Consider the following 12,598-nt stretch of genomic DNA (forward strand, 5'->3'; position numbering starts at 1 on the left):
ATACCCCATTCGCCAGCTATGCAACCTGTCCTCAAAGCCCTGCTTCTCCTCCTCCCCTCCCTGAGCGTCGCTGCTCCCGTCTGGGAGGACCAAGCCGTCTTCCGCATCAACAAGGAACTGCCCCGCGTCACCAGCATCCCCTTCGACACCCGAGAGGACGCCATCAGCAAGCCAATCGAGGAGTCTCCCTGGTATCTGACGCTCAATGACCGACCGGAGAAGATCAACCCGCTGGCCAAGGGACAGGAGGAATTCGACGGCGCATGGAAGTTCCACTACTGCGGACACCCGGATGCGATTCCCGCTGGATTCGAGAAACCGGATTTCGATGTCTCCGGGTGGAAGAGCATTCCCGTGCCGTCCAACTGGCAGATGCACGGCTACGGGGGCCCGCTCTACACCAACTCGGAGTATCCCTTCCAAAAAGACCCACCCCGCGTCATGGGCGATCCGCCGGCCCACTTCACCAACGCGCCGAAGGATCAACGCAATCCCGTCGGTTGCTATCGCCGCACCTTCACCGTGCCGGCCGAGTGGAAGGGACGCCATACCTACGTCACCTTCAACGGCGTGGACTCCGCGTTCCACCTCTACCTGAACGGCAAGGAGATCGGCTACTCCCAGGACTCCCGCACCCCGGCCGAATTCGACCTGACCGAACACCTCGTAGAAGGAGAGAACACACTCGCCCTTACGGTCTATCAGCACTCCGACGGATCCTACCTCGAAGACCAGGACATGTGGCGTCTGTCGGGCATCTTCCGTGATGTCTATCTTTGGTCCTCCGCCCCGCTTCAGCTCCGCGACTTCTGGGTGAAGGCCGGCCTGAGGGACGACTACACCACCGGCACGCTGGAAGTTGAAGCCAGCCTGCGCGACCTCGGCGACGAGAAGTCCACCGCGAAGCTCGAATTCGAACTGCTCGATGCGGCGGGCAAACCCGTGGCCTCCACCACCGCGACGATCACCGATTTCTCGAAACCCACGCTGCTGAAGGCCGACGATCTCCCGGGCGTTTCCACCTGGTCTGCCGAGCTTCCGAATCTATATACCTATGTGCTCACACTCAGCGATGCAGAGGGCAAGACCGTCGCCGTGCACAGCGGCAAGACCGGTTTCCGCCGCAACGAGGTCAAGAACGGCAACTTCCTGCACAACGGGAAGCCCATCCTCTTCAAGGGGGTCAACCGTCACGACCACCACCCCTTCACCGGCCATTACGTGACCGAGAAGGACATGCGCGACGACCTGCTGCAGATGAAACGCGGAAACATCAATGCCGTCCGCTGCTCGCACTACCCCAACGAACCCCGCTTCTATGAACTCTGTAACGAGCTCGGCTTCTACGTCATCGACGAGGCGAACATCGAATCCCACGGCATGGGCTGGGGCGCCGATGCCAACCCGATCGCCAAGGACAAGTCGTGGGGCCCCGCCCACCTCGACCGCATGAAGAACTGCGTCGAGCGCGACAAGAACCACCCGTGCATCGTGATGTGGTCGATGGGCAATGAGGCCGGCGACGGTGTGAACTTCCGCGACATGGCCGCCTGGATCCAGCAGCGCGATCCGTTCCGCCCCGTTCACTACGAGCAAGCCGGGCAGCGTCCCCATGTCGATGTGTTCGCGCCCATGTACTGCCCGGTGAAGGGCGGAAACTGGAGCATGGTGGCCTTCGTCAAACAGGAGTCGAAGAAGCCACTCGAGAAACAACGTCCCATGATCCAGTGCGAGTATTCCCACGCCATGGGCAACTCGTCCGGCAACCTCGCCGACTACTGGGAGCTCTTCCGTTCCGAACGCCTGCTGCAGGGTGGATTCCTGTGGGACTGGAAGGACCAGGGCGTCTTCACGAGCAAGCATGCCATCGATGCCGTTGAGGACCTTGGCGAAGGCAAGCACTCGACCCGCTTGCTCGGCTCGCTTTCCAAGGACGAAGGTCTCTACGGCGGTGGACTCACGGTGGATGCCGCAGACACCCTCAATCTATCTGATTCCCTGACCATCTTCGCGGAGGTCCGGGGCAACTTCGGTGGCACCAAGTCACAGGGCGGCGGCGACAACAACCGCAATGCCTCCGACGGCTACCCCATCGTCACCAAGGGCGACACCTCCTACTCACTGAAGGTGGACGCCTCCGGATCACGGCTCGAATTCTTCATCTACACCGACACCTGGAAAACCCTTCATGCTCCCCTGCCCGCAAACTGGCGTGGCGAATTCCATCAGCTTGCCGGCACCTACAACGGCAAGGAAATGGCGATCCACATCAACGGCAAGAAGGTGGCCTCTAAGCCGGTCACCGGTGCGATCGCAGCCAACTCGTTCGACCTCGGGGTCGGGCTGAATACCGAAGTGCCCACCCGCCGGTTCGACGGATCCATCCGCAAGGTCGAGATCTACAAGCTGCCCTACGTCCCTCAGGAAGGCGGCGCCGGCATCATGCCCGTCCCTGTGTTGAAACTCGATTTCGCCAAGGACGCCGCCAAAGACAAGACCCGCCCCTACTTGGCCTATGGAGGAGACTTCAACGACCGACCCAATCAACGTTCGTTCTGCCTCAATGGCATCGTGCTCCCATCTCTGGCACCCAGCCCGCAGTTCGACGAAGTGAAGAAGGTCCACCAGGAGATCCATGTTCATTCGAAGGACCTCAGTGGTCCGTCGGTCAAGGTGGAGGTTTTCAACGAGCAGTTCTTCCGCCCCCTCACCGATGTCAAGGGATCGTGGAAGCTCCTGAAGGACGGCAAGGAAGTCGCCAAAGGAGATCTGAACCTCCCTGCCATTGCTCCACAGACCGCCCACCCCATCACGATCAACACCGGCGTCACACCAGAGAAGACCTCCGAGTGGCTGATTCGATTCCGCTTCGACCAGGCAAACAAGACCGAGTGGCTTCCGGCCGGCTACCCGATCGCCTGGGATGAATTCGAACTCCCATGGGGCAAGCGGACTTCACCCGAACCGCGGAAGGCTCCCGGCATCCTGCAGTCCGAAGAGACCGAGCAGCTTGTCCAAATCACCGGCAGGAACCTATCCATCGAGATCGACAAGAAGACCGGCATGCTCACCCGCTGGAACGTGGGGGAGCAGGAAATGCTGGTCACTCCCATGGAGTTCGATTTCTGGCGTCCCATGACCAACAACGACGAGGGCGCCAAGTATCCGCGTGCTCTCGCCCCATGGCGGAAAGCAGGACCGGGAGCCCGGGCCACCAAGGTCACCGCCGTCCGCAAGGGCCCGGCCGTCGAGGTGACTTCGGACCTGAGAATTCCCGTCGGAAACAGCACCGCCAAGGTCGTCTGGACCATCCATCCCAGCGGCCAGATCCATGTCGACACCACCTTCACCCCGAAGGGCAACAACCTCCCGGTCATCCCACGCATCGGCATGAAGGCCGGCATCCACCCCGCCAACATCAGCTGGAGCTGGTTCGGCAGAGGCCCGCATGAGAATTACATCGACCGTCGCAGTGGAGCATGGACCGCGGTCCATTCCGGAATCGTCCCCACACTCTTCCACCGCTACCTCGATCCTCAGGAAGCAGGCATCCGCACCGATGTCCGCTGGGCGACCCTGACGTCACCCATGGGTGGCATGGGACTGCGCATCGATGCCACCGGCGACTCCCTGCTCGACATGGCTGTGCTCCCTTGCCGTCCGATCGACCTGGAACTCGGACGTCACGCGGTCGACCTCGCGGACCGTTCCGAGATCACCCTGCGCATCGACCACCGGAACATGGGCCTCGGCGGCACCAACTCATGGGGCCAGAAGCCACTGCCGGAATATCGAATCGAACCGAAGGGCACTTTCAAGTGGTCATTCATGCTCGGCACCCAGCTGACCCCACCACCTGCGAGATCCCGACCGCTCCCCCGCCGGATCCCTGATGCACCCGCAGTGCCACCGGGCGTCACTCCAACGCCCAAGGCACCAGCGCCATCCCCCACTCCGCAGCCAAGCGAGTAAACACCGATCACTCCAGACCCCGACAACCCATGCCACTTCCTCTCAACCCACCACTGGCCGACCTGGCTGGTGACGCTGCCGACCAACTCCGATCCGCATTTGGCAGTGAAGCAAGCATCACCGCTGCCGCTCCCGGTCGCGTGAATCTGATTGGTGAGCACATCGACTACTGCGACGGCTTCGTGCTTCCCTTCGCAATCGATCGCTACATCGTGATCGCCGCCTGTGGAAACGGTACCCAGGAAGCACGCATCGGATCCACCGGGCAGGATCCGGTGCATCTCGATCTGAGCAAAAAACAGGAAGTCGGCGAGCCGAAGTGGGCGAACTACATTCGCGGTGTCATTCGTGGTTTCCAGGACCGTGGACACAGCGTTCCGGGCTTCGATGCATGGATTGTTTCCTCCGTCCCCCTCGGTGCCGGGCTCTCCTCATCCGCCGCCCTCGAATGCGCAGTCGCCACTCTGCTTGAAGGCCTACTCGACACCGTGCTCGACACCCGGGAGAAGGCGCTTCTCGCCCAGAAGGCGGAGCACGAGTTCGCAGGAGTCCCCTGCGGCATCATGGACCAGTATGCCTCCGCCTTCGGCCAGGCAAACCGCCTGATCCTGATCGATTGCCAGAGCGGCGAACCGGAACTTGTGCCCTTCGAGAACCCGGACCTCACCGTGCTCATCTCCAATACCAATGTGAGCCACGAGCTCTCCGACGGAGGCTACGCCGCCCGGCGCAAGAACACCGAGGATGGACTTCAGATCATCGGCAAGGACTCATGGAGGGATGTCAGCATGGACGATGTCACCGCCAAGTGGAACGAACTCGGCGAGCCTGTCGACCGGCGCTCCAGACACGTCGTCGGGGAGATCCAGCGCACGGTCGATGCCGCGAAGGCCCTGGAGTCGAACGACTTCGAAGCACTCGGACCCTTGATGTCCGCCAGCCATGACTCCCTGAAGGATGACTTCGAGGTGTCTTGCGAGGAGCTCGACATCATGGTCGACATCGCCCGCCGCATCGGCCGCGAAGGCGGGGTGATCGGCGCCCGCATGACGGGTGGAGGATTCGGCGGATCCACCGTGACTCTCTGCGAATCCAGCAAGGCGGCAGAAATCGCCGACACCCTCGAGCGCGAATACAAGGCCGCGACGGGCATCACGCCCGAGATCTTCGCATCCCGCCCATCGCGGGGAGCTCACCTGCTTTGAGCGAAGGCAAGTTCGGACCGGACTGACGGATTCATTGGGAAGATTGCCGTTCACCCGACGTATTTCGTCGAGTGTCCGCAATCTCGTCCAAATGGCTCCGGTCGGCCCCCATGGCCTCCCTCCTCTTTTCCGCGACCCATGCTGAAGAGCTCGAGGAGGCTTGGAAGAAGGAGATCCTGCCGCTCTTCGACTACCACTGCTACGAGTGCCACGGCGAAGGGATCAAGGAAGGCGAACTCGCTCTCGATGAATTTGACGGCATCCCCTCGATGCAGGCCGACCGCGAGCGCTGGAAGCGCATCCGCGCCCACATCGACCAGCGGTTGATGCCACCCATCGACGAGGAGCAACCCACCTCCGAAGAACGCGACAAGATGGTCCAGTGGATCGACGCCGCGGTCTTTCCCGTCGACCCGGACAAGCCGGACCCCGGCCGTGTCACCCTGCGGCGCCTCAATCGCATCGAATACGAGAACACCCTCAAAGACCTTCTCGGCGTCCGACTCGAGCTCCAGGAGCTCCTGCCGCCCGACGACTCGGGCTACGGCTTTGACAACATCGGCGATGTCCTGACCCTCTCGCCCGCCCACATGGAGCGCTTTCTGGCCTCGGCGCGGTTTGCGCTGGAGCAGACGGTCCATGCCGACCCGATGCCCTTTCCCAGCCGGACCATCCCCGGGCGCAAAATGGAAGGCGGAGGCCATCGCGACGAGAACGGCCACTTTCTTTTCCGCAATGGAGCCGCCACCACGGATCTCGAGTTCCCGAAGGCCGGCCGCTACCGGATCAGCATCGCGGCCGGAGGCACATTCGGGGCGAAAGAGGGCCCTCAGATGATTGTCCGACTCGACAAGGAGAAACTCGGCTCATGGGAGATCCGGGATTCGCTCGAGACCCCGGGCACCACCGACATCGAGGTCACGATTGCCAAGCCCGGCCGCAAAACCCTCGCTGCTGAGTTTCCAAACGACTGGTTCGACGAAAACTACCCCGTCCCCACCGCCCGTGACCGGAACCTCCTCGTTCACCAGGTTTCCCTTACCGGGCCCCTCGATGGGCCCCGTCCCCGGAAGCCGGAGAGTCATCGCAGGATCTACGGAGAACGTCGTAGCGGCGAATCCGACGAAGCCTGGGCCACCCGCATCTTCTCCCGGTTTGCCCGCCAGGCATTCCGGCGTCCCCTCGAGCCGGGTGAGGCCGAGCGCTACCTTCACTTCATCCGCCTGGCGGAAAGAGAGGGTCGCGACTTCGAGCACGGTGTGCTGCACGGATTGGAAGCCATCCTGGTTTCGCCATCCTTCCTCTTCCGCGAGGAACCGCAGCCCGAGCCTGACAATCCGGAGCGCATCCACCCGATCAATGAGCACGCGCTCGCCTCCCGGCTTTCCTATTTCATCTGGTCGACCATGCCGGACCAGGCGCTGAGCAAACTGGCGGACGACGGACTGCTTCGCGCCAACCTCCACGCGGAGGTCGAGCGCATGCTCAACTCCCCGAAGGCCGAACAATTCGTCAGCAACTTCGCCGGCCAGTGGCTGCAACTCCGCGATCTCCGGTCCGCAAACCCGTCGCGCCGGGCCTTCCCCCGCTTCAACAGCCGGCTGCGCCAAGACATGGCCCGCGAAACCAACCTGCTGTTCGCACACATGATCCGCGAGAACCGGCCGATCACCGACTTGATCGACGCCGATTACACCTTCGTGAATCGAAGACTCGCCAAACACTACGGCATCGAAGGAGTGGAATCGGACTCCTTTGAGCGGGTGTCGCTCTCGGGTTCCCCACGGCGTGGCATCCTCGGCCACGGCTCGTTCCTTCTCGTCACCTCCCATCCTCTGCGCACCTCCCCCGTCCTGAGGGGCAAGTTCGTGCTCCAGAACCTGCTCGACATGGCACCGCCACCACCACCGCCCAATGTGCCCCAGCTCACACCGCCCGAGAAACACGGCAAGGGACTCAGCCTGCGCGAGCAGATGGAAAAGCACCGCGAGGACCCCGGCTGCGCATCCTGCCACGCCTTGATGGACCCGATCGGATTCGGCCTGCAGAATTTCGATGCCGACGGCTCATGGCGAACCAAGGAGAACGGGAAACCGATCGATGCCTCCGGTCAGCTCGGTGACGGCCAGAAGTTTCAGGGCGCGGATGACTTGCGCAGACTGCTCCTCGAGCACCATCGCGAGGACTTCCTCCGCTCCGCTGGATCGAAAATGCTCACCTATGCCCTTGGCCGTGGCACGGATTGGTATGACAAACCCGCAATTGATCGTATCGTCCGCGAGACCGAAGATGGCGATTTCGGCACCCGCGCCATGATCCACGCCGTCATTCGCTCCGTTCCCTTCCAGTATCGCCGCGGAGAAGGGTGATCAATCGCCCCCTTCTGCCACGTATTCCTCCAAATCGACATCGCCATGCACCCTCGAAGACAGTTTCTCAAAGGCATCGCCGCCACGCTCGCCCTGCCCTCACTCGAGTCCTTGGCAGCCGTCTCGAAGACCCCGGCGGCAAATCCACTGCGACTGGGTTTCGTCTATGTTCCCAATGGCGTGAACCAGAGCCATTGGCAGGTCAAGGGGGCGGGTCCGGACTATGAAATTTCGGAAACGCTCAAGCCGCTTGCCGGCATGCGCGACCAATTCTCCATCCTGCGGAAGCTCGACCACGAGAAGGCCGAATCGAATGGTGACGGTGCAGGCGACCACGCCAGAGCGAACGCCACCTTCCTCACCGGATGCCAGGCGCGAAAAACCGCCGGGGCCGACATCGAGATCGGGATCTCGGCCGACCAACTCGCCGCCCGTCAGATCGGCCACCGCACCCGGCTGTCCAGCCTCGAGCTCTCCACCGACCCGCCAAGACGATCCGGCCACTGCGACTCCGGCTACTCGTGCGCCTATCAATACAACCTGTCCTGGCTGGATGAGAACACACCGGCCCCGGCCGAGCGCGATCCCCGTCTGGTATTCGAGAAGCTCTTCGGATCTGGAAACCGCGATCAGGATGCAAAGCGCCGTCACTACCAGCAAAGCATTCTCGATTTCGTCAATGAGGACGCCAAGCGGTTGCAGAAGCGCCTTGGAGCCACCGATCGCGGCAAGATGGACGAATACATGACCGCGGTTCGCGACATCGAAACCCGCATCGAACGCGCCGAGGAGTTCCGTGTCGAGGTCCCGGAATCCCAACGCCCGAACGGCGTGCCCGAATCCTACAAGGAGCACATCCGGATTCAGTTCGAGCTGATGGCACTCGCTTTCGAAACCGACAGCACACGGATCTCCACCTTCATGCTCGCCCATGACGGATCGAACCGGCCTTTCCCCGAACTCGAGATCCACAGCGGACACCACGAGCTCTCCCACCACCGCGGCAACCGCGAACATCTCGAGCAGATCGCACGCATCGACCGCTTCTACATGGAACAGTTCGCCGCCTTCCTCGAGCGCTTGAAGAACACACCGGAAGGTGACGGCAACCTGCTCGATCACTCGATGATCGTTTACGGAAGTGGCATCGGAGACGGAAACCGTCACAACCACAACGACCTGCCCGTCCTGCTGGCGGGCGGTGGCAATGGGACACTCAACCCGGGTCGCGTCGTCGACGCCCGCGAAGGAACCCCCATGACCAACCTCTACATTTCCCTCCTCGAGCGAATGGGCGTGAACGCCGAGCGGATCGGTGACTCGAACGGCAAGTTCGAATCCATCTGATTGACCAGCGAGACAGGTCGCCCCACTCCGAGTCGACTCGATGGACTGGAACCGCAGCGCCAACGACGGAGCGACCGACGATGTCGCCGACTGGGCCTATCCTCCCAACGGAGGACGGTTGAAAATGGTTCTGGCGGGCCTGCTTCTGCCGCTCTGGGTCGGCTACCGGGCATGGGTGGCGTGGACCACGGAGACCGCCATCTGGTTCGGCAACCGAAGCTCGGACATGGAAGTGAAGGGCGACACCGCCAAGGCCATCGCCGTCTGCTACCTTGCCGCCGCTCTTTTCGCCCACTTCCGGTGGTTCTGGGGTCTCTGGCCCTGCTACCGGATCTTTGAAATCGGCATCATGCTGGCGATGATCCTCGGGCTCGGAGGCTGCGGATCCGCCTGGTATTTCGCGTTTCGCTGAGCCCCCGGGTCCTCCTCACCTTGACTTCCCCCGCCCCACGTCCACACTACCGGGAGCACGACAGGGGAGCCCGCCGATCGACGGGCCGAGATTTTCCGACGCGCGGAAGAGACCCTCGGAACCTGATGCGGGTAAAGCCGCCGTAGGAAGTCGCCTCTTCTTCCGGCCGCAATGTCCTCCTCGGGAATTGCGGCCATTTTTTTGCGTCAAGAAATCCAAGATCCTCATCCCCAACGTCCCATGATCCAGCCGAACGACCCCGCCATTACCCCGGAAAACTCCCACCAGCGGAAGGACTACACCGGCAACTTCATCGAAGACATCGACAACAGCGAAGAACTCGCCGCCATCGAGAAGGACCCCACCCTGTTCCCGAACTCGACCCGGGTTTACGTGGCGGGCTCGATCCATCCCGACGTCAAGGTGCCGATGCGGGAAATCCGCCTCTCGCCGACCGAGCATCCGAATGGCCGGGTCGAAGCGAACCCACCGATCCGCGTGTACGACTGCTCCGGCCCCTGGGGTGACCCGGCATTCGATGGTGATGTCACCCAGGGTCTCCCCGCCCTGCGCCGCCAGTGGATCCTCAACCGCAGCGACGTCGAGGAATACGAAGGTCGGGAAATCACCGCCGCGGACAATGGCTACATCTCCGAAGCCCACGCCGAGAAATACAACGAGAGCAAGGCGGCAAAGAACAAGCTCAAGGAATACCCCGGCCTGAAGCGCAAGCCGCTCCGCGCCTCCGCCGGCCATCCGGTGACCCAGAAATGGTATGCCGATCAGGGAATCATCACCCCTGAGATGGAATACATCGCCATCCGCGAGAACATGGGACGGACCGAGGAATTCAAAACGATCTGCGACCAGTATCCCGGCCTCAAGGACCTGCCCGACGACGCCTCCGAGCGCCTCAAGCAACTCTGCTCGACGCCCGATGGCTATGAGATGCCGCGCCCGTCCGACATCGACCCGCACAAGCAGGTCGCCCGGAACGCGATGAACCACCAGCACCCCGGCCAGAGCTACGGGGCCCAGATCCCCACCCTGATCACTCCCGAATTCGTCCGCTCCGAAGTCGCTCGTGGACGCGCCATCATCCCGGCGAACATCAACCACCCGGAGTTGGAGCCCATGATCATCGGCCGGAACTTCCTCGTGAAGATCAATGCCAACATCGGCAACTCCGCCGTCGCCTCCACCATCGACGAGGAGGTCGAGAAGATGCGCTGGTCCACGAAGTGGGGCGCGGACACCGTCATGGACCTTTCCACCGGCAAGAACATCCACGCCACCCGCGAATGGATCCTCCGGAACTCCCCCGTGCCCATCGGCACCGTGCCCATTTATCAGGCGCTCGAGAAGGTCAACGGCCGCATCGAGGACCTCACCTGGGAACTCTACCGCGACACACTCATCGAACAGGCCGAGCAGGGCGTCGACTACTTCACCATCCATGCGGGTGTGCTCAAGCGCTTCGTCCCCCACACCGCCAAACGCATGACCGGCATCGTCTCGCGCGGTGGCTCGATCATGGCGAAGTGGGCGCTCCACCACGACAAGGAGAACTTCCTCTACACCCACTGGGATGACATCTGCGACATCTGCGCCGCCTACGACGTGAGCTTCTCCATCGGAGACGGCCTTCGTCCCGGATCCATCGCCGATGCCAACGACTACGCCCAGTTGGCCGAGCTCGAGGTGCAGGGAGAATTGACGACCCGCGCGTGGGAAAAAGGCTGCCAGGTCATGAACGAAGGGCCCGGACACGTTCCCCTCCACCTGATTCAGGAGAACATGCAGAAGCAAATCGACTGGTGCCACGAAGCGCCCTTCTACACGCTCGGCCCGCTCACCACCGACATCGCGCCCGGCTACGATCACATCACCTCCGGAATCGGTGCGGCCAACATCGGTTGGTATGGCTGCGCGATGCTCTGCTACGTCACCCCCAAGGAACACCTCGGCCTCCCCAACCGCGACGACGTCCGCGAAGGGGTGATCACCTACAAGATCGCCGCCCACGCCGCGGACCTTGCCAAGGGCCACCCCGCCGCTCAGGAGCGCGACAACGCCATTTCCAAGGCGCGGTTCGAATTCCGTTGGCGCGACCAGTTCGCCCTTGGCCTCGACCCGGCGCGAGCCATCGACTTCCACGATGAAACCCTGCCGGCCGAAGGCGCCAAAACCGCGCACTTCTGCTCGATGTGCGGCCCGACCTTCTGCTCGATGAAGATCACCGCCGACGTGCGCAAATATGCCGAAGAACACGGCTACATGGATTCCGCCGCACCGACTGCATAAGACTGTCATTTGAGATGCCTCGCGCTCTCTTTTGATTGCAGACCACGGGAACCCATGCTATCCCATGGTCATGGACTACCGTGATCGCCCCGTGGTGCAGGCCCTCCTGCCTCCTGCTGAGGATGGCATGGGGGCCGTGCACGAGGACCCCTTTCTGGACACTCCATTGGTGGAGCGGATCCGGACCGGCCTTCCCATGTCGGAATTCCGCGCCTTGCTCGCCTTGCTGAGGATTTCAGAAGAAGAACTCGGCCGCCTTCTCGGAATCTCACCCGCCACCCTGAATCGCCGCAAAAAATCCAAGCTCCTCGCCACCCCGGAGAGTGAGCGCATCGTTCGCTTCGCCCGCCTGTTCGGCATCGGTATGGAGGTCTTCGGAGAGGAAGAGGCCACCCGGCAATGGCTGAAGGCTCCCAACCCGGGAACCGGTGGCGAATCCCCCCTGTCCTACGCGGACACCGAATTCGGAGCGCGTGAAGTCGAAGACCTCCTTGGTCGTTTGGATCATGGCGTCTTCTGAAACAGGCGGGACCGTTTCCGTCTACCGCATCGTCTCTCCCCGCTGGACCGCCTCGGCCTTCTCCGGTGAAGGAGCGCAGAAGTACGGTGGACGCTGGAATTCACCGGGGCGACGCGTCGTTTACACGGCAGGAAGCCGTGCGCTCGCCGCACTGGAAATGCTCGTTCACCTGACAACTCCCGGCAGCAGGTCCAAGCCCTACTCCATCATCGAAGTGACACTCCCGCTCGAACAGATCCAGGAGATCGGATCAACGGCCCACCCGGTTCAAGCAGGCGACGATTGGCTCAAGAGCGGGAGCTCCCTCGCCCTCCGGGTGCCCTCCATCATCATCCCCGAGGAGCCGAACTACCTGATCAATCCCGAGCATCCGGCCTTCGCCGAGCTTCGTATCGGCAAGCCCTCGCCCTTCGGATTCGACTCACGGATGTAGCACAGAAAAGGCCCGCCGGATCACTCCGGCGGGCCT

Annotated in this window: 8 protein-coding genes and 1 riboswitch; all 8 genes read left to right on the forward strand. The window is 62.3% G+C overall.

What is annotated here, in order from left to right:
- The first annotated feature begins 18 nt into the window (after positions 1-18).
- Positions 19-3,972 carry a glycoside hydrolase family 2 TIM barrel-domain containing protein gene (locus JIN81_RS04570; protein ID WP_200277034.1) on the forward strand — a complete coding sequence of 1,318 codons (3,954 nt, stop codon included), beginning with the start codon at positions 19-21 and terminating at the stop codon, positions 3,970-3,972.
- A 29-nt stretch (positions 3,973-4,001) separates the two neighbouring features.
- The gene (gene galK / locus JIN81_RS04575; RefSeq protein WP_200277037.1) at positions 4,002-5,177 is read left to right on the forward strand and encodes a galactokinase; all 1,176 of its coding nucleotides are present in this window, start codon (positions 4,002-4,004) and stop codon (positions 5,175-5,177) included.
- A gap of 110 nt (positions 5,178-5,287) precedes the next feature.
- Positions 5,288-7,546, forward strand: a complete 2,259-nt coding sequence (locus tag JIN81_RS04580; RefSeq protein WP_200277040.1) for a DUF1592 domain-containing protein — start codon at positions 5,288-5,290, stop codon at positions 7,544-7,546.
- A gap of 45 nt (positions 7,547-7,591) precedes the next feature.
- On the forward strand, positions 7,592-8,893 hold the full coding sequence (locus JIN81_RS04585) for a DUF1552 domain-containing protein (RefSeq protein WP_200277043.1): 1,302 nt from the start codon (positions 7,592-7,594) through the stop codon (positions 8,891-8,893).
- A 40-nt stretch (positions 8,894-8,933) separates the two neighbouring features.
- Entirely contained in the window at positions 8,934-9,305 is a 372-nt protein-coding gene (locus JIN81_RS04590; protein WP_200277046.1) for a hypothetical protein, read from the forward strand.
- A 52-nt stretch (positions 9,306-9,357) separates the two neighbouring features.
- Positions 9,358-9,471: riboswitch (TPP riboswitch) on the forward strand.
- A gap of 74 nt (positions 9,472-9,545) precedes the next feature.
- A complete protein-coding gene (thiC, locus tag JIN81_RS04595; protein ID WP_200277049.1) occupies positions 9,546-11,609 on the forward strand; it encodes a phosphomethylpyrimidine synthase ThiC in 2,064 nt (687 codons plus the stop codon).
- A gap of 70 nt (positions 11,610-11,679) precedes the next feature.
- Positions 11,680-12,129 carry a type II RES/Xre toxin-antitoxin system antitoxin gene (gene parS / locus JIN81_RS04600; protein WP_200277051.1) on the forward strand — a complete coding sequence of 150 codons (450 nt, stop codon included), beginning with the start codon at positions 11,680-11,682 and terminating at the stop codon, positions 12,127-12,129.
- Entirely contained in the window at positions 12,116-12,562 is a 447-nt protein-coding gene (locus JIN81_RS04605; protein WP_200277053.1) for an RES family NAD+ phosphorylase, read from the forward strand. The genes parS and JIN81_RS04605 overlap by 14 nt, the downstream gene beginning before the upstream one ends.
- The last annotated feature ends 36 nt before the right edge of the window (positions 12,563-12,598 follow it).

This window comes from Haloferula rosea, assembly GCF_016595525.1.
GTDB lineage: Bacteria > Verrucomicrobiota > Verrucomicrobiia > Verrucomicrobiales > Akkermansiaceae > Haloferula > Haloferula rosea.

Coding starts and splice junctions, on each gene's coding strand:
- JIN81_RS04590 (WP_200277046.1), top strand. CDS start 8,934: ATGGACTGGAACCGCAGCGCCAACGACGGAGCGACCGACGATGTCGCC.
- JIN81_RS04585 (WP_200277043.1), top strand. CDS start 7,592: ATGCACCCTCGAAGACAGTTTCTCAAAGGCATCGCCGCCACGCTCGCC.
- JIN81_RS04580 (WP_200277040.1), top strand. CDS start 5,288: ATGGCCTCCCTCCTCTTTTCCGCGACCCATGCTGAAGAGCTCGAGGAG.
- parS (WP_200277051.1), top strand. CDS start 11,680: ATGGACTACCGTGATCGCCCCGTGGTGCAGGCCCTCCTGCCTCCTGCT.
- JIN81_RS04605 (WP_200277053.1), top strand. CDS start 12,116: ATGGCGTCTTCTGAAACAGGCGGGACCGTTTCCGTCTACCGCATCGTC.
- thiC (WP_200277049.1), top strand. CDS start 9,546: ATGATCCAGCCGAACGACCCCGCCATTACCCCGGAAAACTCCCACCAG.
- JIN81_RS04570 (WP_200277034.1), top strand. CDS start 19: ATGCAACCTGTCCTCAAAGCCCTGCTTCTCCTCCTCCCCTCCCTGAGC.
- galK (WP_200277037.1), top strand. CDS start 4,002: ATGCCACTTCCTCTCAACCCACCACTGGCCGACCTGGCTGGTGACGCT.